Below are 26,465 nucleotides of genomic sequence, written 5' to 3' on the forward strand. Positions count from 1 at the left end.
ATTAAGAATCAGCCACAATTAAATCACTGATTCTTAAGAACTTGACTAATCTTTTAATTCTCCGTATCTGTTGAGTCTGAGTAACCCGACCATTTTGGTGCCACTACCAAAATCAATAGTAGTAGCTACCAGAACATCTCCTCCGGGCAATGCCAAGACGGCATTTCCACGATCATTTCCTACGGTAGTTCCATAGTTTTGATCGCCTCCTACTATTCTTCCAGAAAGTCGATGAAGTCTACTGACAAAGACTTGCTCTAGTTTGTTAACTCCAGCACCATCTCCTGTAGGAGCAAAAACTGGAATACTTCCCGTGACCATTAGTTCGCCATAGGCTGTCTCAGCCACATCTATGGCCTGGCAGGCCAGGTTGTAATCATTTTGTAGAATGAAGGTCTTATTTTCTAGTTGTTGACCACTCGCATTCACGGCTATATGAAAGCCCACCTGCCGACCGTTTTGATCCAAAGTACTGCCCACAATAGAATACCCTAAGGAAGTTTCGGCTACTCCAAGAGGTATATCATCAGCTGAAGGCGATGCTCCTTCACCAGATGTCGCGCTCGACGCATTGTACACATCTCCGCCCTGATCGTTGGTTCCATATCTATTCGTTTCAAACACATACACTCCACGATTGCTTCCTTCGGATGCTTCACCCACAGCCAAGATACCTCTTTGGGGGGTTTCAAAGAGCGCAAGCCCAAACTCGTTTCCGCTAAACCCGTGAGACTTTACCCAATAGGTACTATCCTCATCATCCTCTTTGGTGAGTATAATTTGATAATTGCCATTTCGGATAATATCAGATGAATAGATTTTTCTTGAATGACCAATGATCACATATTTGGCTATGCCATCATCTTCTGTGGTAGCAATTATATCCACCGCTTCCACACTATCAATTACATTGAAAAATTCTGAGCCGCTTTCAGCACTGCTGACCACTTCCAAATTCACATTGATACGCGCCCAAATACCATGAATACCCGTTTCGGTACTCATTTGACCCACAATCAAAAACTCATCATTACCTACAGCTTTGATCTTTTTGGGTTGATCTTCAGACCCGTCACTACCATCAAGAATGCGAGAATCAACCTCATTTCCAGCTTCATCCACCTTAACAAGGTAAAAATCAGCATCACCATCTTCCAGTTGGTTTTTGGCCAAAATGATTACATCTCCCGTACTGGTGCGTTGTAAGTCCACTGCCTCGTTACTTCCACGCCCGTAAAATTTCACAAACACATCCTCTGGTGACGGATTGTCATCTTCAGTAAGACCACATCCCGCACAGAGACTCAAGAATGCTAAGAGGTATATGGTTGGTTTAAAAGACATAGGTTATTTGGTTAACTTTTTCGGTTGGTAAACAGAAAGGGTATAGCCCAGCGTCACTGATAAAAAGTTCAGAGACAGGTCTGGCTCCACAAAGGCAAGGTCAAAAGTAGATTCATCATTTTGGTATCGATTTTCACCATTAATGTAATTCAGCTGACTCATGTCGTACCTCAATTCAAAAGTCAAAAAGTGGGTACCTACCCGCATTTTTGTTCCGACTCCTCCGAAAAAAGAATAGTTGTATTGGTTCACCTGATTGCTGGCAATCAGATCACTAGAACTAATAGAGTAAGCCGTACCTCCTGCTCTATTTGCCTCTGTATATTTAGCAGTAAGCAAGTAGTCAAACGCGCCTCCTAAAAAGACGTATGGCAACCATTTCTGGTCACGGTTGTCATAATTTAAAGTATACCTAAATAACACCGGAAGGCGTATGTTCAACTGTTGATTGGTCAAAGAAGAATTTAGGTCAGGCTGATTGACATAGGAATCGGTATTGTACTGAGACAACCTGAGTTGTGGCCCAATGCCAAGCTCAACGCCTTTGCCCAAATGTGACTCAAATAGAATTTCACCCTGAAAACCGAAACCTAGCCCACTTAGACTATTGTAATCATTAGATGAAGAATCCCCCTCTACCACATAGGAGTCATTCCCCTCTCGGTCTTTACCATTGTGAAAGTTGGAATGGGTATGTAAATTAAAGGTCCCATACCGCTCTATAATGTTTGGAGACGAACTATTTATCCCCGCTCGAAAAGCAATCCTAAATATGGGGGCAGTCCTAAACTGGTCATAAAGAAAGAACAATTCAGCAGGATCTACCTGAGGATTAAGCCTGTGTTCAGGGTCTTCTTTCAGCAAGTTGATGAGTGCCCCCTCAGCTTTGGCCTCCTGGTCAGTAAAAATATAGACCAGAGTAAGTAGTCTACGGGCACGCACAGCTTCTTCTTTGGAAAACTGCTCACTTTCCAAACAACGCTCTATCTTATCAGGTATAGCACTCAAACGACCGGCCTCATAGTCATCTTCAGCATCGTTGAGCCTTTGCGTACAGCTTTGACCATAAGTGGTTATAGAGGCCATCATCAAAGCGGCTATCAATATGGCTAGGTAGGTTGGTTTCATAATTATTCGATTTCTTGGCCTTTAGGCAATCCCTCACAGGTGAGTTCATAAGGAATCTGCTCAGGATCCCCTACATACTGTCTCCATTCTGTATCTGACATATTTCTAGTCACTAATCCGCAAATCCGATCTGCATATGCGTCTGGTAATGTTTCAAAAAGACGAATAAATCCGTCAGCAGAACCTGTAGCAAAACGCTTTCCATCGGGGTGAAAATCTAGTGACCAAACCCAATCGCGATGATCATCAAACACCGTAGGCAAATCATAGATATTATTCATATCCCACATTCTAGCTGTTTTGTCTTTGCTTGTAGCAGCTATTAACTGATCATCGGGGCTAAAGTGCACATCAGAAATTGGAGAAGTGAAGCCTGTTAGCGTAGGTCCCCAACGTTTCTTAGCTTCCAAATCCCAGATAATCAAATCACCGTTATCATCTCCAAAAGCCAGCTTATTACCACTATGACTAAAGTGAAGAGCATGAACAGCGGCTCCATTTTTTCGATAAATATTTCTCGAAGCGAAATCTTCATCATTTAGATCAATGATCATTACATCTCCATTGTCTCCAGCGGCTGCCAACATACCGCCATCAGGTGAGATAGCGAGGGTTTTTGCCTTGTCGCTAGTCTGGGCGATCACCACTGTTTGTTTATTTCGCAAAGAGTGCATGAGAATACGACGATCAGCACCAGTACTTATGAAAGATTGGTTGTCCGGTAAAAACACCAAATCATAGATCGTACCACCCACGTGTCCATCGATCTCCATTGGTTCCTGGTCACGCTTTTTCAGGTCAATCACGAGAATGTGGTTATCGTCTGTACCCAGCGCCAAATAGCGCTCGTTAGGACTCACGTTTACCACCCGGTTGACATGATTCTTGTTATAAATTTCAGTGTAATTTCTTTGGCCATTCGTCATGTTCCACATCAATAGTCGGCCGTCGCTACCTGCCGAATACATTCGGTCTCCGTCAGCTGAAAAGACCACCGAACGAACAGCAACTACGCGTTCCTCTCCAGTAGTTTCGTTGGTAACAGGCAGATGTCCATGAAACTGATTTAAGACAGAATCTCCATTATTTAAGTATACTTTTTCACCATTGTCATCAACTTCATAATCGCTCAGCACCCCTACTAATCCAGAATAAATACCCGCATAGATATCACCGTTGTAGGGTTTGTTCGGGTCTCCGTACTTCTTGTAAAAATCATAGGCTTGCTTGGCCACCACCGCCTTAAGCTCTCGCTCTGGAATATTATCCGCCTTTACGGCCATAGATTGGGAAACAGACTGCATCCTCAAATTTTCAGCGCGATCTCTTGCCTGCTGCGCCAGAAGTGTCTGTTCTTCTGCTTTCTTTCGTTGCTCGTCAGCCAACTCCAGGTTCGTTTGAGCTTCAGCCTGCGCTTTTTCTGCCGCTGCTTGAGCTTGACGAGCTTCTTCTGCTCGTTGTTCAGCTTGAATGGAGGCAAGTCGAGCTTTTTCTGCTTCTATGCCGGCGAGCTTAGCTTGCTCATCAGCCCTCGCTGCCTCCTCTACTGCACGTGCAGCAGACTGCTCTGCCAATTCCTCCTGCCGCTTGGCGTTGGCCTCCGCGATTTGAGCAGCCTTTAGGTTGTCTTCTGCTACGATAAGGTTTTTCTCAGCTTCGTTTGCTTTGATCTGACCAAATACCACAAAAAACAAACTAATCAGCGCAGCACCTCCAAGAAAGATCGCACTCATTCGCATGCGTCTTACCTGTCGTTTTTGAAGCAGTTCTTTATTGCGCTGTTCGGTTACATAGGCTTTTTCGGAGGTTTCCAGAAAGACCATCGTGCGTTCGAAGGCCGGATTGTAGCGTTGGCCCCAGACCAATGTTGGTCTGTTTTCTTCTCGCCAGTTTATGGCTAATTGCAAATCAGGCATTTTCCATAAAGAGGCTTTCCCTTCCTGAAAACGCTCTGCAGCCTCTGATAGCTTCAGATACATTTCAGCAGCTTTCGACTCCTCGTCCAACCAGCGCTTTAGTCTGTCCCAAATACGCATCAAGCTTTCATGCGAAATATCTATAACCGTGTCGGACTCTAGTTTCACACCATAAGGAGGCATAAGCAACGACCTGCCAGGCTCACGAAATTTCTCCACTACGCGGGTCACTTCATCTTCAGAGACACCAGCAATAGTGGCTATGGTACCTAGCTTAGTGGGCCTTCTTATTCCCTGGTTTTCACTACCTCGCTCGGTCAGTGACTTAAACATCACCTCACATATTTCTTTTTCACGCTTTGATAGCGAGTCGTAGGCCTCATTGGCATGCTGAGAGAGGGCTTCTTTTAGTGTACCTATGGCATTGTAATGCCGAAGGTCCATGGACTCACCAGTCTTACGTGTATCTACCCAGTTGCTCCAGGTACGCATGAGGGCATGCTGGAGAATGGGCAGCTGATCTGGGTTATCCCCCACATCATTGAGTAGCTGCTGGGTGAGTCTTGGTGCTATTTTACCCCCTCCCACGGCTACAGGGCCTTCTATCGCCATTCGCTTTTGATCTCTGGTCATTTGAGGAATCAAATAGTGGGAATCATTGATCATCTGCGTAAGATCAGGAAACTTGGCACACTCCCCGATAAAATCCGAACGCATGGTTAGCGCCACGTAGATAGGCTCTTCGTACTGATGTATGGCTTCTAGCAGCAAATTGACAAAGGCTGAAGACTCATCCATGTCAGATGTAGCTGCCTCAAGCTTTCTAAATCTAAAGAGCTCTTCAAACTGGTCAATGACCACCAAAATGTTTTGATCTTTATCCGTTTTGAGCTGTTTTACTACCTCTACCAAACCTAGAGAGCTACTTCGTAAAACGGTACCGAGAATGGTTTTCTTGATCAGCTTATCCTCTTCAGACAGGTTGGAATATTCCTGATCTTTGATCAACAGGGCTTCTGCCAGGTTGTCTATCGGCCCTCCTCCGGGACGAGCCACCACCACACGCCAGTTTGATCCAGCATCGGTCATAAACCCTCCTACCAAACTAGGAACAAGTCCGCAATACATAAAGGAAGATTTACCAGAACCAGAAGCTCCGAGTATACCTACAAATTTGTTTTCTGCAAGCTTTACCAGCACCTCATCACTTTGTCCTTCACGACCGAAGAACAGATGCCCCTCTTCAATTCCAAATGGCCGTAACCCTGGAAATGGGTTGATCAGCTCAGTGATATCTACGATATCCTGACCTTGCTCGAGTTTTACATCTTTTTCACTCATTAGTTTTCTAGTTTGGTTAGAAAAGGTTTGAGGTGCTCAGGCTTAAAGCCTCCATTGTTGCCCAGCACCAGGGCATTGTTTTTCTTATAGTGGTTCAAGTCCACATCTTTCTGTCCATCAAAGTAGACAGCTTTTGCCTGCATTTTTTTCTGTCGCCCAAAACCCGGCGCTTTTAGAAGGTCTTGCAATTTTGTTTTGATCCAGGCCTCCTTGGCATTACCAAAGTAGATGATGGAAGCATCGCATCTACGAAGATTTTCTTGATGAACATACCTGATATCCACCAAATCGCCTTCATAACTTGGCTGGACCACCTTAAATCCAGCGTTTTCTAAAAAGCGCTTAAGTGGATCTGTTTGCTTGAGGTCACTCTTATCCTGGATGAGGTAAATAACTTTATTACCTGCATCATCTAACTGATCATAACCTTCGATATCACGTTTTACCTTCTGGAATCGCCCTCCAGTCACCAATTCTTCACGAATAATGGACTTTAGCTCTTGTAGCGTAATCTGAAGCACTTCTGCTTCTTCTAATGCGGCTGCATCACTCTTTAGGTCTTCAATAAATATCTTCTGTCGCTCTGTTACATTTTTCAAATCAGGTGATACCCAAATCAATCGACTGAATGGCTTGGGTTCTTCAGCGCCTTTATTGTACTCCACCATTTCATAGGTGTGGTCTGAAGCAATTCGGTTTTGAATATCTACTACTGAAAGATCCGAGCCTTTTGGCTTATAGCCATAATCTTCACCTATAAGGTGAATAGACAACCTGCATTTATGCAAATCATCTTTGATCATTTGCTCTAGCTGAGTCACGTCTTTTGCCAGCGTGTGTTGAGGCAGTACTTTATACCCATGCCGTATGAGTTCACGTTTTATTATGTCTCGCTGTATGACCATATCCACACCTGTACTGGCCAGATATACTGTTTTTTCGCGAGGTATAGCGTCTTCTTTTTCTTCGTGGGTAGTACTCACAGTCTCAGACAATATCTCATTGATATCATATGCCATGTCCACGAGTTTCATCCAGTAGGAGCGCTCTGCATCACTTCCAAAAAATCGCTTAAACTCCTGTGCTTCACCAGACAGTGGGTCTATCATGTAAAAGTCATAAGAGATCACGTCTTCGAGGCTAGGCAAGTAAGCATCTTCTATAAATGGTGCTTTGTGCACCTTAAATACCCTAGGCACACCTTTTACTACCAGCTGATTGTTTCTTTTCAACTCTTTGGTCTGTTGATCTATTTTGTCAATCAATGCCTGGTTCTTCATCAATTGGGGGGTGCAGACCAAAATCACTGCTGCAGCGTCTTCTAAAGAAAATTGTTCGTAATTCGATTCTGACACCAAAATGACTTCAGGGCTATCCTTAGATATTTGAAACAGCAGTGTAGATAAGAATTTATGGAAATTGGATACCCAACCTTTCAGACCCCCTTCTATTGGTTGGTTATCTTCTTCCGAGAAGCACAACAGTATCTCTTTTTTAAACTCCATTATTATTTGGTTAGGCAGTAATTCTAATTTCTAAACGCTCAGAAGGATATCTGCAATTTCTTCCTCTTCTTCCTGATCAAACTCTCTTCTATTCAGAATATCGAGGTAGGACTCTACGATTTCGATGTGTTTAGACATCAAATCTAATAGCTCTTCTTTCCTCAATACCAATAGTGTACATGTACCTCTGGCTAGCGCTGTATAATCAAAAGATGACGACTCTAAAACCAACTCATGGCCAATCAAATCACATCTGTTTTTTTCTAATATTAAGGTGTCTTTTTGATATACATCTACTGCACCTTCCACCACAATGTACATAGGAGCATTACCTGTTTCTCCCTGCTCTATCAGGGTAGTCCCCTCTGGCACTCGAATTTCATCTAGTTGCTCTGCTATGTAGGTTATAAGCTCACCAGATATACGCTTAAACTCTTTGATTTCTTTCAAAATCAACACGCGCTGAATCAACAACAGTTTATGATGATAGTCTTCATTCTCACCTCTAAATACCGGAGGAACTATTGCCTTATCCAACTCTTTCTTCACATTTGGCTTAAGGCGTTTGGTGTGTTGGTGATAGGCCGCTTGATCTATAGAGTATATGGTAAATGCTGCAGTCTGTAACAGCAATGGGTCTGGGTTAAACAAATTGGCAATCAAATCTGCAGTCACCTTACTTTCGGGCATTCTACTGATCTTATAAAAAGCCAGGGCTTTGGTATAGCGATTTATTCTATTATAATCCCTGTTGATGATTTGCAGCAGCAAATCATAGTAAGATTCAAAATGCTCAGGAGGGAAGAAATTTTGAAGCTTGGCCAATCGTTCATCCACTTTTAGCTCGTCCAGTACTGGTATTAGTTTGGGCTTCAACTCCTCTTCTATAAATATATCCAGCATTTCCACGGCAAACGTGATACTGTCGGTGGTACCATCTTCTATATTCTCGCGAACAAGCATTACACTTTGAGGATCATAAATCATGCTCAAGAGCATAAAGATGTTATCGTAATTTTTCTTATCCTCTTCTCTAAATGCCTCCCGAATCATTACATCTACATCATCCTCCTCGGGTATGTCTAGTAGTGCTTTGATGTTCCAGGCGATATCCCCTATTTCGGATTCTACGGCGATTTTAATTCGGGCAGCCTGAAAATCACGTGCTTCAAAGCCTATGTAACTCAACGACAGCAAAATTTCAGATACGATTCGTTTATCCGGAAAATCGATTTTTTTCCACAGCAAGTCAGTGGCAGACCTACCTCCTACACGACCCAGCAACTGAACAATTCTGAGCATGGTCTCTTTGTACTGCCCTGTTTTGTAAAAAGAAGTATCAATAGTATGAAAGCCACTCTCTCCTGAATGCGTGAGTGCAGACATGGCTGCATTTCCATATGTCGCCAAGTGTAAGTTCTCTACAAGAATTGGCCATATTTCAGGGCGCTTCATTTTACCGGCAGCCGTCATAGCTGCTATTCTCACCTCTGGGTTGATATCTCTAAGAAGCTCCAACATGTACGGCAGGTGCTTATCCTCGACAGACTTTACCAGTAATCTGGCGCCTTTAATACGATTTTTGTACTCCGTAGAGCGGATTAGCTGCCGTATACTCGTATCATTTAGCTTAAAGTTGGCTGCTTCTTCCAGATTAGCAACACACTGGTTTGCAACAGCTAACACCGCCTCATTCCCTTCGGTTTTTAGTTCTTTCTTGATGATATCCAGTGCTTCAAATACCAGGTATTCATCCAGTTTTTTATAGGCATACTCACGAATGCGCCCATGCCGGCTGCCCAACAGGTCTAGTAATGTAAACTCAAACTGAATTGGCTCTAAGCGCTCCAGAATACGTAGGCCATTGATGATTTTTTCAGGATCAGATGACTCTATTTCAGCTTTTATCACACGAGTAGTATTGTGCTCGTTGCGTTTACCCTCTCCCTTCAGTAGTCGCTTCTGATCTTCCAAAGTCTTTTTAAGCGTAACCTTGTACTGATTAAATAGCTTTCCAGATAGGAAAACGACCATTCCTGCGAGCCCTAAGACAAAGTAAGAAAAGTGAATAAGTTCAAAAAACACCAACAACCCGAGACCTATCTGAGCAGCACCTGCCACCAATGTGGCCAACTCATTGATAACCCCTTCTATTCGCGTTTGAATATCGAAGCGGATTTTGATGTCAATAGGAAGGAAGAAAAGTTTAAAGGCTGGACTTTCCAAAGCATCTTTTAGGGAAGCGGTAAAGGCTTTGGCACAGGCGGTAAACATAAAAAACAGAATAAACTCTTCTGTTTTGATTTCATATCCGAAAATATGCCCAGAAATAATGCCCCCTACTGTAAAGAGTATCAAAATCAAAGGCATAGTCATCAAGGCTACTTTCAGACCGAACCTTCCAATAATGATATCATTGACAAAACTTTGGATCAGAAAACTCATGATCATCACTGTCCCACTAAAGAATGACAAGAAATTTGTCAATTCGTCTTCGTCGGGATACATGATCTCTGTGGCCGAATAGAAAGTATAATCCACAAATACACTTGCCCCCATCGAAAAAATCAAAAACAGCGATAGCATTCGAAGGTATGGGTCCTTCATCAGGTCAAAGAAGCTCACTTCTTTGGGTTTTTCAGTATCGGTTTTTTCCTGCTTTGTAGCCTTGTCTACATTAAAATCTTTGATGATCCAAATGGTAAAAAACAGCACACCAAACGACGAAATAGCTGAAACAAAAAGCAGATCATAGGTGTCATCAATAAATGGAAGCTGGGTAATAAACGGAATGGAGAAAAAAGCAATGATTGTAGCCGTAAGTGCACCAGTATCTATTCCGCCTATGATACGTTTGGATGCCCTCAGGTCAAACATACGTCCAAACAACCCCCAAAACCCTAAAAGAGTAATCGCACTAATGGGCCCAATCATCACAAACATTGTGAATGGCAAAATCTGAAATCCTCCAGCATCGCTATCGTAGTTGGTCAGCTCAAAAGCTGCCCGCATACCTGCCATAAACAGGAATATCAAAAACAAATTGGTGACAATGAGCGTTGAGTAATTCACACGCTTTTGTAGGTAGACAAAAAGCAGCGTAGATATTATACCTGCTCCTCCTGCAGCAAAGAAGGCAACATCAAGGTATGGTTCCCCGAGTACGTCCAAAAATAACGACTCAGACCCTACCTGATAGGTAGCGAGGAAAATCCCCATAAAGAAGCCCATACCTAACAAAAGCAACATGGGTTTTTCCTCTCCGGGTTCCCCTCCAAGGAATGCTAAAAACGATTTAATCACAATTGCCCAGTTTTATCTCTTTTTAAAAATACCGATAAAAATAATGGTATTCAACCTATATCTGTTCAAAGAATAGGTTCCTTGTCTAGGGCTGGTTAAGTAAAAGTAATGAGATTCACCGGAAAGAGAGTGCTTTACCTTCGGAAAATACAAAGAATACCATATTTAGGTGAGGCCTCCTACCCTAAATAGTTAACCACCAATCACTAAAAAAATAGTTCTTGAGCTGCCCGGTAGGTATTAGCATGCGCTTCTATAATATGGCTTAGCTTACTCGAATACCCCCCTCCCATGGTTACTACTACAGGAATTCCTGCTTTTTGCAACGTATCCAATACAAAATAATCTCGCTGTTTGCATCCATTTAAGGTCAACCCCAACCGACCAAGCTTGTCCGATGACAACACATCTACTCCAGATTGGAAAAACACAAAATCAGGAGTCAATCTTTTTAGTAATATTTTCAAATGTTTCTGCAAGATGAAAAGGTATTCATCATCTGTGGTTCCATCATTTAGCTCAACATCTAAATCAGATTTTTCTTTATGTAAGGGATAATTATTAACACCATGCATACTGAAGGTAAACACATTGGGTTCTTTTCCGAATATCTCTGCCGTACCATTTCCCTGATGCACGTCCAGGTCAATAATCAAAATTTTAGAAGCTAACCTGTTCGCCAGCAGGTAGTTTGCCGCCACAGCTTGATCGTTAAGCAAGCAAAAACCTTCACCCCGATCAGTAAATGCATGATGTGTCCCACCGGCAATATTCATAGATATGCCGTAATCCAATGCGAACTGAGTGCATCTAACCGTACCACTGGTAATCAGCAGCTCTCGCTCTACTAGCGAATAAGAAAGTGGGAAACCTGTACGGCGTACTTCAGACCTGGATAGGCGTAATTGGTGTAATTTTTCCACATAGTCCTCATTATGAGTGGCCAATACTACCTGACGGTCGATAAGCTCTGGTGTGAAAAAATTCTCTTCTGCAACTGTGCCTTCGTAGAGTAGCTGCTCGCGAAGCAAATCATACTTTATCATCGGAAACCGATGATTTGGTGGCAGTGGATGGTTGTAGTTTTTAGCCCACGCTATTTTCAGCATAAGAAGTCAACCAAAATCTAAGAAAAGTGTCTAGCAATTATTTCTTTTTCTTTCTTCGCGTTTTATTAGACTCCTTTATCGTACTCATACCTTTGCTCTGGAGCTTCACATCGTATTCGAACAGATAAGCAAGTGTAGCAGATATCGTATGGTTACGATAAGAAAACAGCTCTTTGTACCCTGTACCTCCAAACTCGAAATCAGGGTTATCATCAAAGCCCATGTTCGAATGACCAAAAGTGTATTTTAAATCCATCAAGAGCCTGCCGCCAAACCGCAAATCTAAGTAAGCACCTCCACCCAAAACCAGTGCAAACTGCAATCGATTGGCATCAGGCACCGCGTAAATATTGTCAGACATTTTCGACTTGCTCTGATCAAAAACCAGCTTAGACCACCTTGGCTGCTCCAGACCGAATTCATCAAAATCATCAAGATTGACATGACCACTTCCACCAAGCCAGTAGCGTACTTTTGGCCCACCACTCAAATAGTAATGCACCGGCTCACGCCCAAAGCTGATTCGAAATAAAACTGGTGCAGAGATAAATGAGTTGGCTGTAGAGCTTCTCACATTTACAGTAGAGTTACGATCCCCGTTAAGTTCTTTTCTGGCACGTTCATAAAAAAGTTCTCCCTGTACAGAAAACCGTTCGGTAGCCTGATAGATCATCACGGCACCTACCTCAAAGCTGTAAGTAGGATCCACACGAAAAGAATCCAGGTAATCATCATCCTGATACTTAAAAATATTGTAATTGGCCCCTCCTTTTGGTCCAAACCAATATTGCGCTGAGGCACTCCACCCTGCGAATAACCCAAATAAAATGATCAGGAGTTTTAGTCTCATTACCATTAGATAGTCATGTATAGAATGTAATAATACGAAGAACTAGAAGCAGATTCAAAGGCAAAACACCAAAAAATCCAAATTGAATCCAATTCAATCTATCCAGTGCAATTATGGTTTTCACAACATCTTTTAAAACAAATCCCACAATTATTTAATATTTTAGCCTTATTAATAGATTTGGAACTTGTCTGTATCAAGGCTGGTCATCCAGATCATCGTCAAACAATGTACGTTAGGTGTATGAGACAATTTCTTTGGATACTTTTGGTTGGTTGGCTGCCATTGTCGGTTTCAGCTCAACAGGTCCCGAAGGTTTACAATCAATTTTTCATGAACCCCTATATCTACAATCCGGCATTTGCAGGTGTAGAGGGGCATTCAGTGATTTTTGCAACCTATAAAAAAGACTGGATGAACATTGACGGGGCTCCCACCACGTACAATGCCAACTTTCACGTACCGCTCAAAGGTGGTCTTTCATTTGGCGTGATGGCTTACAGCGAGCAAACAGGTGCCTATCAACAAAGTGGTGGAAAAGTCACCGCAGGATACCTGATCAGCATAGACCGAGAGCACTTCTTTAGATTTGGAATGTCTTTGGGTGCCGGAACCAACTCCATTGACTTTGACAGAGTGGAACCAAACGATCTGGCTTTCCTTGACCTCAACAACAGTTCCTTTCTGATAGGTGATGTAGGTATGGCCTACCACTTTGGACACTTCAATGTGGGATTGGCATTGCCTAAGCTTTTTGAAAACGAATTTTACACAGCAGAAACATCTCCAGAGTTTAGTTTCAAACCTCAAAACCATGTGTTGCTCAAAATGAACTACCGTGGACACCTGGGCGATGACATGGCTATAGAGCCGCACTTGCTATACAGATACAACAAACACCTACCTGACCAGCTCGAGGCAACCGTAATTCTTCACTTGCTTCACATCGTGTGGGTAGGCGGTGGATACCGTCAGGATGCAGGGTTTGTAGGGCTTTTGGGAGCAAAATTTATGGAGAAAATTGGGGTCGGATATGCTTATCAGTACGGGAACCCCACTACCGCTTCGCTCGCTGGCCCTTCGCATGAAATCCACATTGGCTACCACCTTGGAACACGGAAAGAACATGCCGAACACGTATCTTCTTTTATCAAATCGCACCGTAAATCTGCTGAGCAGCGAGCACGCGAGGCGGAGTTGGAGCGCCAAAAGCAGCTACAAGCTCTTCAAAGAAGCCGACAAGCAGCGCAAGAAACTGATGAGGACGATCTGGGTAGTCTGCTAGGTGGAGCCAAACCTGTTGACGAAACCAAAAAAGCAACCAACTGGAACTACGAGCAAGAAAATGAGCCCGTGGTACGAATCAATAAGTTTGGTGAAAAAGAACGCGGTATAAAGTTTGATCGGGTAAACGAAAAAGGAGAAAAAGAAGTAGTCTTCAGCTGGCTACCACCTCCACCTCCCGGAGCTACAGAAGAAGTGTATGAAATCGCTAACCCGGACGAGGAGCCACTGATCAGAACCAAGCCAGATGGCACCAAAGAAGCAGGGATCAAATGGGTACGCACCATCGATGGAGGCGAAAAAGAAACACTGATTATATGGGATGAAATCCTCACGGAATCAGAAGCTGAGACTATAGATCACAATCCAGCGGTGGCTAAAGAGCTAAAAGATGCCAAAATACGAATCACAGCAGACCCTGTAGCTGAAGAACCCGCCGAAACAGAGCCAGAACAAGCACAGGAGCCAGTGATTCAGGAGCCTGAGCCTGTAGAAGAAAAACCTGCAGAGGCAATAGAAGAACCTGCAGAAGTAATAGCGGAAGAAAAGCCACAACAAGAAACCCGTGATGAGGAAGAAGCCAAGGGTGACGTATCGCTTACTGATGACTTTAGAACGCCTGAAGAATTAGTAGAATCTGATGAGCATCTAGAAGTGAGACGCGGAGGACATATGCTGGAACTTCCTGCAGGTAATTATGTAGTGGCAGGTGTGTTCGAAAGTTTTGAAAATGCCGAAGACGAAAGTGACCGCCTGTTTCAAAGAGGCTTCCACGACACCAAAGTGGGCTTCCTTACTGCCAGAGGCTATTACTATGTTGTCATATATCAGTCAGATAGTCTTTCGAAAGCCAATAGCGAGAAAAACAGAATTAGAAATAGAAGTGGCCTCTCCGATGTGTGGGTACTAAAGGTGAATGAATAACATGAAATATATCTATTCAGCATTATTCCTGGGATTGTTCAGTATAGCGCTAGCGCAAAAACCAATAGTGGTGAGTCTGGACAAATACAGTGCTACCGTAGATGAAACTATCTTCATCAATGGAGCTAACTTTCCCACCAATGTGGCAAATGTTTCTGTCTTTTTTGGAAATGGTAAGGCAACCGTTACCTCTGCAGCAGAAAACCAGCTGCAGGTAACCGTAACGAATACAGCCACCTTCGGTCCTGTTAGAGTTGTCAACACCTCCAATGGTCTAGCAGGAGCTTCTGGACAGCCTTTCATGCTTAGTTACTCTGGTGATGCGCTAGACGCCAGCAAATTTGTAAAAAGAAGTACTACCACAAGTGAGCAGGGAACCTACGACGTTTGTGTTTGTGATTTTAATGACAATGGTAAATTAGATGCCGCCGTTGCCAACTTCAACAACAGAAATATCAGCATCTTCAACAACCTGACCACCTTTGGTAATCAGGCCTCATTTAGTAAAAGTTCGCTAGACAATGTATCTCCTACTATTAGCGTAGAATGTGGCGACCTTAACGGAGATGGGCTCCCTGACCTGGTGGCTACCTCCTTTTCAGGAAGTGCTCCACAACATGTGAAGGTGTATCAAAACAATGGTACAGCAGGCATATCGTTTACCAAGGTACTGGAATTTAGATTGCCCAATCTTTCCGCATCGGTGCCACGAAACCCACGTAAAATCAAAATAGCAGATATGGACCTGGATGGGAAAAGTGACCTCATCATTGGATCTGAAAACGACAACTCTATATTTATCTATCAAAACACGACCACAGGAGGCACTTTATCCTTTGCATCAAGCCCTGAATCAATTACCGTTTCAGGTGCTGACAATGCCGCATCCATAGAAATTGGTGACCTGAACAATGATGGTTTACCAGACATTGCGGCTGTAGCACTAAACATCCCGAATTCATCCGTTTTTGTCATTCGAAATCAAAGCTCTCCCGGAAGTTTTAATTTTATTCAGGCAAGTACTATAAACGATTCCAATCAACGAACAAATGTCTCTCTAGTAGATATAGATGGTGATTTCAAACCAGAAATCATCACCACCAACAACCTTAAAAACGATGTAGACATTTTCGAGAACACTACATCAGGTATAGAAATCACTTTTGACAACAGCCCCACCACATTATCTGTACAACGACCATGGTCTGTGGCCAGTGGAGATCTGAATGGTGATGGCAAGGTAGACCTGTCTGTGGCGACACTTTCGGCAGACATCTACGTGCTAGAAAACACTACCAGCAATGGCTCTATAGCCTTCACCTCTTCTACATTTAGTGCTACTCCAGATAACCGCAACATTGAGTTAGCAGATATAGATGGAGATGCCAAACCGGACGTTATTACCACCAACAACACTGGAGAAACAGCCACAGGGTCACTGCTGGTGATGCTCAACCAAAACTGTACAGTGTCAAAAATACTCCCTGAGGATTTGACGTTTTGCCTAAACGAACCCATTACTTTACGTGCCACCAACACCAGAAATGCTACCTATTCGTGGGCCATCACATCTGGCAATGGCAACATAACGGGAAGTGGTCAGGAAGTACAGGTTACCGTTACTAGTGGTGAGACCGCCACTGTTCAGGTCACTACTGCAGCCAATGATGGCTCATGTTCTGAGGCATCTTCTCAGGTATTTAGCCTAACCGGAGGGACGCCCCCTCCCACTCCATCCATCTCCAATTCTGCCTCCGGAACCATCTGCTCTGGAGACAGCTTCACACTTACGGCCTCTACCGCTACTGCTGACGAATACTACTGGGTAACTCCTTCTGGTGACCAGATAACCACTACTACAAATACGCTCGAGTTTAGTGATGTATCGTCTGCAGATGCAGGAAACTACACCGTACGAACTTTTACATCAGGAAGCTGTACCAGTGCAGAAAGTCCCGCACTTACCGTTGCCATAGACGAACCACCATCAGTAGTAATTGCAAGTTCAGCGTCTACTACATTTTGTGCAAATAGTACGATAAACCTGATAGTGCCCGACTATGATGGCTACAGCTATCAGTGGCATAAAGATGGTACTGACCTAACAGGCGAAACCGCGAATACCTTTACGGCCAATGCTAGCGGGTCTTATACCGTCACATTGACCAGTAACGCTACAAGTTGTAGCAAAACGAGTGGGGCAATTGCGCTTACAGCCGTGGAACTACCTGTTGGAAATATTGCCTCCGAAGATGAAATCTGTGTCAATGCAGAAATAAGTTTTGATGGCAGTGGCAGCACAAGTGATCCGAATGGTGAGCTCACTTATTCCTGGGACTTTGGAGATGGCAATACTGCTGACACAGAAACAGCTAATCATACGTACACTACAGATGGCTCATACACCGTGACTCTCACTACTGGATATAGTAATGTCAACAGCTGTGAAAGCACGACCCAAAAAACTGTAGAAATCGCAGCCTTACCTTCCAACGACGAAATAGCTGCAGCACTCACTCCTGACCCATCCACAACTCAAAAATGTCCGGAAGATTCTCTGACCCTTTCTTTGCCTACAAACTACCTGGCTTACGAGTGGACGGTAGATGGGGATGTAGTCAGCACCACCAATTCGGCTAAAATAGGTACGGCTCCAAAGTCCAGCTCCACAGATGTGACCATAGATGTGACCACAGACCTTGGCTGCGTGGTAGACGCCACTGTGATTACTGTGTCCAACCTGGCCAATGCTGGGTTTACTTTTTCATCGCCTGATGCTCAAATAGTAAACGATACCATTACACTTGATGATCGTACGGCCGAGGTGACTTTGCAAGTTTCTAATGGAACCGACTTTACCTGGTCACCTGAAGAAGTGATAAGCTCCACCAGTGGAGAAATGATCGATGTATATCCAAGAAGCCAATACACGACGGTCACAGTAACTGGTACTGATACCGAGGGATGTACTAACACCTCACAAATTACAATTGTATCACCGGGTTTAATACCGAGAAAATCCTTCTCGCCAAATGGAGATGGTATTGGCTATGAATGTTGGGAAATATTAAATTCCGAAAGCCTCACTGGATGCACAATCTTTATCCTTGATCAAAAAGGTAGTCATGTACTGAAAGCTGAAGCTCCATTTGTAGACAATTGTGTGTGGAATGGCAATATTGATAACGGCACATCGCCAGTCCCCGAAGGAGTTTACTATTACATCTTAAAATGTGATGATGGAGCGGATAGCTCTACAGGTACCATTATGTTGGCCCGCTAAGTTTTTCATCCCGTTAGGTTGTGCATTGTTCGGGTTGACACCAAATTAGTTTCAAACAGAAAAAATATAAATATTTTTATTCTAAGGTTTAATTAAATGATACCAGCCATAATGAAGCATAATGACACCGATAATTAATCACGGAATTATTACAATTCGAATAGAGGATTTCACTTCTCTAAGAGAGATGAATTAAAATAATTCAATTTTTTATTGATATAGTTATGCTGTAATTTAGTTCGTTCATTGGCTTCATCGATTAAATCTTTGGGTTTATTACCTGTTTAGGTACATTGCCAGATGGGTTACTTGAGCCATTTAATTGGTATGTATGGATAGTTTATCACCTTCTTGCTTAATTATGAAAAGTTTTCGGGGACGAGTACTACTGTTAATAATTACTGTAATGACTCCATTGCTATCATTTGGACAGGAAAACTGTGCGGATGGTATTGACAATGATGGAGACGGACTGGTTGATTGTTACGATTCGGAATGTTATAACTCAACTTCCTGCGATGACCATTATGTAGGTAATTCGGTGGTATGTTTTGAAGAACCCAGTACCGCCCCTGCATTTGCGATGGTAGAGCAATGGTCCTCTGCTGATCAAACTGCCGATAGTTACGGCACCCCGATGGTAGCCGATCTGGATGATAATGGTATCCCCGAAGTTATCACCATCAATCACCTCAACCAAAGACTATGGGTACTGGATGGAGCTACAGGAGCAGAAGTATGGAACCAGCCCACAGAAAATACTTCAGGAACCAATTTCACACCACATTACAATCCAGCAGTAGGAAATGTAGACGACTCGGAATGCGCGTGGATTTTCGTAACTGCAGAATCAGGAACTCAAATATCTGCCTACAATTGTGAAGGTGTATTGCAATGGTCTTCCAACGCAACTCAATCTGGCCTGGGTACTCCAGGTTTAGCTGATTTTGATCAAGACGGAACTCCAGAAGTTTATTACCGCGATGAAATTAAAAATGCCCTGGATGGCACCACATTGGTAGCTGGCGGTGGCGACTGGGAAGATGATATTGCCTACGGGGCACTTGCTATAGACGTACTTCCTGATTCTGACTGTGCTGACTGTGCTGGTCTTGAACTGGTGACAGGTAAAAACATTTATGCTGTAAACCTGTCTGCAGGAACTCTTACAAGTCAACGAAACATTTCAACTGACTATGGAAGCACCATAGACTTTGTGGTTTACTACGGCAATCAACGTGCGACCATTTCTGCAGCAGATTACAATTTGGATGGCAATCTGGACATCATGTTGCCTGCAGAGCGAAGTAACAAAACAGCAGTATACTTCTGGGATGTAGCAAACAGTAGCGTTTCAGAATATAGACCGAGCAATGACTGGCACTGGGGTGCTGGCCGTATCAATATTGCTGACATTGATAATGATGGTCTGATGAATGCTGTTTTTGTTTCAGGTAAAAAGCTATGGGCATTGGATGAGAACTGGAACAGAATCTGGGATATTGACATTCAAGAGCAGTCATCAGGGTTTACAGGCTGTACACTTTTCGACTTTAACGGCGATGGTGCCTCTGAAATCATCTATCGTAGTGAGTACACGCTCATCGTAATCGATGGTAATGGAAATCAGAACACCGCTCAATCGAAAACATGTAGGTCACGAACAGCTGGTGAATACCCGGTAGTGGCCGATGTAGATGGCGATGGTGCCAGTGAAATTTGTGTCTCGTGTTTTTTCGATGACTCTGACTCTCCCAACACCTGGACCAACACACGTTATTCACACGTTCGGGTATTTGAAGCCGACGGAGAAGTATGGCAACCCTCTCGTTCTGTTTGGAACCAACATGCATATTTCAATGTAAACGTAAACGACAATCTCACCATCCCTCAGGTTCAACAGGACCACACACGGATATTTGGCACAGTAGATTGTAACACAGGAACGGCTAAGGATATTAGACCGCTCAACGGCTTTTTGAACCAATCCACAATAATCGACTCTACAGGTTGTCCATCATATGTCTCACCTGACATCAATTTTGCTGGAAACATGAGTGCTACGGCATCTGTTTGTCCTCAAGCAGGATTTGAAGTAACCTTTGACATATCGAACACTGGAGATACTGATATTGCTGGTACACTACCCGTTACATTTTATGATGGAGACCCAAGAGTAGCTGGGTCTACAAAACTTAATACAGTAAACCACAGTTTGTCCAATCTGGAGGTGGGTGAAACAAGAACCATTACCCTTGACGTGGAGGGATCAGGAGGAGCATTTGATTTATACGTTTCAGTCAACGACTATGGTGGGACCCCTCCTATCACTGAAGGAGCAAATGCTGGAATTGTGGAATGTGAATCAGGCAATAACATTGGAAACATTCCAGTGGACTACACCCCATTTTCATTAACCCTCAACAAACTAGCCGATAATACCAAATGTGATGATGCTAAGCCCAACAATGGTGCAGCGGAAGCTTACTTTGAAGGGACCATTCCTGCCGGAACTGAAACTATATGGCTGGAAGACTTTGGTGATCTATCTTATGGTGATAAATCTGATAACTCAGGTGACTCCCAGTGGACATCTACCCATACCTCAGGCTACACCCCTGATTTCTACGGTGTAGGCACTCATTGGTCAGACAATGCTTTTGAAGGTGATGATACGGGTTCATATTGGGAAAGAGGTCCCGTGACATGGACTTCCGAATCCATTGACATCTCCGGATTCTCCAATGTTACACTCAGTGCGGATTTATTATCCACCAGCAACTGTGACTATTCCTCTTCTAGCTATAGGGATAGAATTTACTTCACGTACATTCTTGACGGTACAGAATTAGTCTTTGCCGACGAGTATGGTGCTTTTGAATATCTATCGCCTTCCCTAAACATTGGGACTGGAAGCACTCTGGTATTGAAAGCTACGATCATCACTTCCGGTAATGACGAAATCATGGGTATTGACAATATCCGAGTGACAGGAGATACCCCAGAGGTGACTCAAAAATTTACTGAAGCAGATGGCTATCAGTATGACTGGTATGAGGGCACTGATTTCTCTACAGTCGTACACAGTGGCATGGAATACAACACCATGGCTGAAGGCACCTATTCAGTAGTAGGATACAACATCGCAGCAAATTGTTATTCGGATACTTTAGATGTTACAATCAATCGCAATGATCAGCCTCAATTTTTAGTTGGAATTTACCAAATTCAAGGGCAGACCAATTGTGTGAATCCTGATGGTATCCTTACTGCATTTGCCTATACAGACACTTTAGCTAATGGAGACCCGGCAGACACTTTGACTACCGGTTATTCATTCAACTGGTACATAGGATCAGACTTATTATCCGTAATCGGAACTGGAGATACGCTTGACCAATTAGAAGGGGGCGGATATACCGTAATAGTAGAAGAAACCGTAAGTGGGTGTACGAACAGTTCTACGGGTAACGTAGATCCCCCTCTTGTAGTCCCTCCCGCCCCGGATGTGGCAGTTACCAATATTACAAGTTGCGGGGGCACAGGAAGTGCTTCGGCTACTGTTGGAGGCTCTACTACTGGGTATGACTTTGAATGGTACATTGGTGAAAGTATCAAACCGACTGCTGACTTCACAACCTCAACCGTTACTGGACTATCCACAGGGTACTATATTGTCAGAGCAATCAGTCAATCTACTTCTTGTAATTCTGACACCACTAAAATCCAGATCGTTGACAATTCAACACAACCGACACCAGTAGCTTCTCAGTTCGCCGAAAACTCATCTTGTGACACCTTCACAGGAGTAGCCGTGGCAGATGGTGATGGTGCAGGTACCACTTCAGGGTACACGTTTGAATGGTTTTCTGGCAACAATACCGCAGCTGAAAACAGACTTCCAGGTGCCATTGCAGGAAGTAGTCTTTCGGATGGAGATTCGCGAGCATCAGGGCTACCCGCAGGTATTTATACAGTGAGGGTTACTAAAGATGGTTGTACAGATACTGACACCGTACTTATTACGAATAATTACAGCGAACCAGAATTCAATGCAAGTACTCCTGTGGATACAGACGAATCCATCGTAATGGATCGGGATGCCTATGTGAGTCTACCACAGCTTTTTGGTACAGGAAACCCCATTACAGGAGCAGTTACCATCAGTTACTGGGCCAATTTTTCCACTACCAACTACAACAATGACGAGCGAACATTTTCGTCCGGAGCAACTGGAGAAGATCAGGTATTACTTTGGTCTGACAATCATAACGGGCTCGCTTTTGTATTGCGAACGGATGATAACTCCAGAGGACGAATCAATAGTGGATATAGTGCCACTGGCTGGGCTTTTGTAACCGGCACCTGGGATGCAGCCACTGGCGAGATGAAACTCTATGTCAATGCAGTAGAAATTGGCTCTACCACTCATGTAGGAAGTGGGGTAATTAAAGACACTGGAAACAACATGTATCTAGGGCGTGATAATGCAAGCTCCAAGAAATTCGGAGGTGAACTAGATGAGGTCCGATTCTACGACCGGGCACTTAGTCAATCTGAAATTTTCCAATCAATGTGCGGTGAATTGACTGGTACAGAAGCTGGCTTGGTAGCGTACTATGACTTCAATAACATTGCCTCAACCACTACAGGTACCACTGTACCAGACATCACTGGAAACGGACATGATGGATCACTTCAGCAAGACGGTGCGAATATCAGTTTTCAAACCGCCACGATCACTTGTCCAGTAGCAGGTGTGACTAACAACACTAGTTGTGACGCCAGCAATCCAAATGGAACAATAGATCTTACCGGACTGATCACCCCAGCAGGCAGCTATACTTATACCTTGTACGAAGGGTTTTCTACCTCTACCCAGCTAGCCCAAAATACGAGTGGAGTATTTTCTAGCCTGGATCAAGGCTTTTATACCGTAACCGCAGAAGATGGAACCACCAGTTGTATTACTACTCCTGCCACACTATCGGTAGGTACTGCTGAAGACCTCCCTGCCATTGTAACCACACCTACGAGCGATGCAGGCTGTGACGGCACTGGGTCCGGTCAAATTGCCGTAACTTCTTCAAGCAGCGGTGCAGAACCAACTGGCGGATATACCTACCGCATCTATGATGGCTGGAACAGCACCACACAGATAGGAAGCGATGTAACAGTAACTGACGGAAGTGTGGGACACACCTTTACAGGTCTGGAAGATGGGCAGTACCGCATAGAAGTTATCAATAACGATCTGACTTGCTCTTCTTACTATGATGAAGAAGTAGACGATAACTCCTCGATACCTACAGTAAGTAGTGTCACCACGAGAAATAATAATTATTGTGTTGGAGCTAATGGATCTATTTCAGCTCAAATGCCTGATGCCAATTCAAATTATACGTTTACCTGGTACTATGGATCAATTGTTGAAACAGATTCATTGATTTCAGGAGAAACAGGCAGCACCTTAAACGGAATAGATGAAGGTCAGTACACCTTTGTAGCTACTAGAAACGCTACGAATTGTACCAGTGCCCCTATCACTCGTTCGATCAAGGATTCTGTAATTGCTATTTCGGTAACCATACGCGAACAGCAACCACAATCTGGCTGCGGAGCTGGGGCCGGTGCAGATGGAATTGCTGAGGCAGGTGTGGATGATGGCCTTGGTGGACTTACTACCTCAGGACACACCTTCGAATGGTCAGATGTTTCGGATTTTAGCAACATTCTAACGTCCACCGAAACCGCCTCCATAAGTGAGTTGTCGGGACTAGAGGGAGATAATACTTACTACCTGAGAGTTACAGACGACAATTCCGGATGTACGATCGAAAGAAGTGTTACCATTAGCAAATCATCCATTGTTCCTATTTTGACTGTAAACAGTAAAACGGCAAACACTGGATGTAATGCTTCGAGCTATGATGGCTCAGCTATCATAGATTTAGAATTCGATGGAAGTAATGTCTCAAGCCCATCAGGGGCTGGGTATTCATTTGAATGGTACTATTCAAGTGGAGTACAAGTAACAGATGGAGGCACCATTTCAGGCAGTAGTACCGAAAGCATTTCAGGACTTATTGACGGAACATACAAAGTAGTTTCTACAGCTCCGAATGGTTGTACATCCGACACTCTATCCGTAACAATTGACCTTAATGAAAACAAACCAGCTGCTACTGCTTCCGAAGACGAACCTACCACAGGGTGTAATATTGGAAATGGACGCGCTATAGCTGATGGAGATGGTGCTGGCACCACCTCTGGTTACACTTTTGAATGGTTCATGGGCAACAATAACACCAATGAATCTGATACGCTACCTGGTCCGGCTAACTCCAACGCTTTTCTTGTAAATGATGAACCTTACCACCTGGGAGGTTTAGATTATGGATACTATACCGTTCGAGTGACAAGTGACGCAAATGGCTGTTCGGAACTAGTGTCTGTATACATTAATGATGACAAGGAGGACCCACTTCAAATCGACACCACAAAAATTGTCATTTCTGCTGCGACGAGTTGTGACCCTTCCAATCCTGGAGGATCTGTAGATGTATCTGACATTCTCGCTAACCCTCAAACTGTAGAAATAAACAACATCAATGGCAGTTTTGAAAACCCTCATATTACTACGGCTACCAATCACCAACAATCTTTTAATGGAGGAAGAATAAAAACGTTTGATCAATCTGATATTTCTGGATGGTCTACTACGGCCTCAGATGATCGAATAGAAATTTGGCATTCTTCGAATACAGCTCGAAATCACCCAGCCTATGAAGGTGACCAGTGGGCAGAAATTAATGCAAACCAAACAGCAGCTCTTTACTTTGACCTCAACACGCAACCAGGCGTAGAAATGATATGGAGATTTGCTCACAGAGGTAGAAGCGGTGTGGACTCGTTAGGGCTTTACATAGGCCCATCAGGAGGTACACTCTCAGAAATCACAAGAGTAGGTACAGACAACTCGGGATGGGAATTGTATGAAGGAACTTATACTGTCCCAACAGGTCAATACTTCACGCGATTTGAGTATCGCGCAATTAGTACGGCTACAGGTAGTACGAGTGTTGGAAACTTCATTGATGGGGTTGAATTCTACATGGATCCGTATACTTATGAAGGATATCTAACTGGCGCATCTGGAGCTATAGAAATTAATGCAGCTGGAGTCTTTGATAGTCTGGCTGCAGGTTCATACTCTTTCTACGTCACGGACAACTACACAGGCTGTACTTCTGACCTAGTCAACATTGAAGTAGCAGACAGCACCTCTAGCCCGCAATTTGAGGTTGATGGAACGGGAACCCAAAACAACGCCGTATGTGATGTGAATATAGCAGGAGCATACTCTGGGCAAATCACCGTGGCCAGACAGGATGGAAATACAGACCTGTCGAATTTTACCTTTGCCTGGTATGATGGCACAGGTACCAGTGGGCCAACAAATTATGATGATTCCACTCCAGGAGTCTACAGAAACCTGCCTGGTGGCAGTTATACCGTCGTAGTGGAAGACCAAACGACAAAATGTGATACGACGTTTACCTATACGATTCTTGATGAGTATACCAATACGATTAACAACTTCGATCTAACTGGTGACCTGGACGCTACTGACGACACTTCGTGTAACTCCGACAATGGCACCATCACACTTACAGCTGCTGGAATCACTGCACTCAATGCGGCCGGTGGATTAGGCGACTATAACGTCAAATACTATATCGGTACTTCAGTACTCACTACTGCTACTGATTCGGTAGACGTTACTTCCGCTGGACCGGAAACGTTCGCTACTGCTCTGGCTTCAGATGACTACACCGTAGTGGTCGTCGACAACTCTTCAGGATGTGCGACTCAGCCTTACACCGTATTCATCGATGAAGTGCCTGCTAAACCGGAGTTTGAGCCGGCTACAATCGCTTCCGGTGACACCAGAAACAACTCCGTCTGTGATGAAAACCTGGCAGATGGTTCCTTCAATGGACAGATTACCGTTAACCTCACTGGAGCAGGGGCAATCACTGATTACTCCTACGCTTGGTTCGATGGAAACTCCACTTCTGCTCCGGCTACTGCATACACCGTAAACAACAACGTCCTCTCTGAGGTACCTGGGGGTACATACACCGTACAAATAACCAATACTGCAGGTAATGGATGTGATACCACCATCACTGTCTCCATCACTGATGCAATCAATACAACATTCACTTCATTCGATCTGGATGGAGATATCACAGCCTCTGACGACACTTCGTGTAACTCCGACAATGGCACCATCACACTTACAGCTGCTGGAATCACTGCACTCAATGCGGCCGGTGGATTAGGCGACTATAACGTCAAATACTATATCGGTACTTCAGTACTCACTACTGCTACTGATTCGGTAGACGTTACTTCCGCTGGACCGGAAACGTTCGCTACTGCTCTGGCTTCAGATGACTACACCGTAGTAGT

The 26,465-nt window shown here is 43.8% G+C and carries 10 protein-coding genes; 3 read left to right on the forward strand and 7 right to left on the reverse strand.

From position 1 onward, the window contains the following. Nucleotides 1-45 precede the first annotated feature (45 nt). From C7460_RS03310 to C7460_RS03340, 7 genes are all read right to left on the reverse strand, one after another. Complete coding sequence (locus C7460_RS03310; RefSeq protein WP_115866652.1) at nucleotides 46-1,344, reverse strand: hypothetical protein; 1,299 nt, start codon at nucleotides 1,342-1,344, stop codon at nucleotides 46-48. 3 nt (nucleotides 1,345-1,347) lie between these two features. Continuing rightward, nucleotides 1,348-2,472 (reverse strand): outer membrane beta-barrel protein, encoded by a 1,125-nt coding sequence (locus C7460_RS03315; RefSeq protein WP_115866653.1) that lies wholly within the window; start codon nucleotides 2,470-2,472, stop codon nucleotides 1,348-1,350. A gap of 2 nt (nucleotides 2,473-2,474) precedes the next feature. Then, entirely contained in the window at nucleotides 2,475-5,729 is a 3,255-nt protein-coding gene (locus C7460_RS03320) for an nSTAND1 domain-containing NTPase (protein ID WP_115866654.1), read from the reverse strand. After that, nucleotides 5,729-7,234: a DUF4062 domain-containing protein gene (locus C7460_RS03325; RefSeq protein ID WP_115866655.1), complete on the reverse strand. Its 1,506-nt coding sequence runs from the start codon at nucleotides 7,232-7,234 to the stop codon at nucleotides 5,729-5,731. Before C7460_RS03325 ends, C7460_RS03320 begins: the two co-directional genes overlap by 1 nt. Before the next feature lie 30 nt (nucleotides 7,235-7,264). Beyond that, entirely contained in the window at nucleotides 7,265-10,537 is a 3,273-nt protein-coding gene (locus C7460_RS03330) for a cyclic nucleotide-binding domain-containing protein (RefSeq protein ID WP_115866656.1), read from the reverse strand. 206 nt (nucleotides 10,538-10,743) lie between these two features. After that, a complete protein-coding gene (locus C7460_RS03335) occupies nucleotides 10,744-11,646 on the reverse strand; it encodes a histone deacetylase family protein (RefSeq protein WP_115866657.1) in 903 nt (300 codons plus the stop codon). A 37-nt stretch (nucleotides 11,647-11,683) separates the two neighbouring features. Then, on the reverse strand, nucleotides 11,684-12,496 hold the full coding sequence (locus tag C7460_RS03340) for a porin family protein (RefSeq protein WP_170147864.1): 813 nt from the start codon (nucleotides 12,494-12,496) through the stop codon (nucleotides 11,684-11,686). 243 nt (nucleotides 12,497-12,739) lie between these two features. Between C7460_RS03340 and C7460_RS03345 the strand changes: the two genes are divergently transcribed. The 3 genes from C7460_RS03345 to C7460_RS23605 form a co-directional block, all read left to right on the forward strand. Beyond that, nucleotides 12,740-14,704, forward strand: coding sequence for a PorP/SprF family type IX secretion system membrane protein (locus C7460_RS03345; protein ID WP_170147865.1), 1,965 nt, complete (start codon nucleotides 12,740-12,742; stop codon nucleotides 14,702-14,704). 1 nt (nucleotide 14,705) lies between these two features. After that, the gene (locus C7460_RS03350; RefSeq protein ID WP_170147866.1) at nucleotides 14,706-17,987 is read left to right on the forward strand and encodes an FG-GAP-like repeat-containing protein; all 3,282 of its coding nucleotides are present in this window, start codon (nucleotides 14,706-14,708) and stop codon (nucleotides 17,985-17,987) included. Between the two features lie 361 nt (nucleotides 17,988-18,348). Beyond that, on the forward strand, nucleotides 18,349-26,465 hold an 8,117-nt coding region (locus C7460_RS23605), incomplete at its 3' end, for a LamG-like jellyroll fold domain-containing protein (protein WP_221409435.1).

Origin of the sequence: Marinoscillum furvescens DSM 4134, from assembly GCF_003386095.1 — a bacterium.
GTDB lineage: Bacteria > Bacteroidota > Bacteroidia > Cytophagales > Cyclobacteriaceae > Marinoscillum > Marinoscillum furvescens.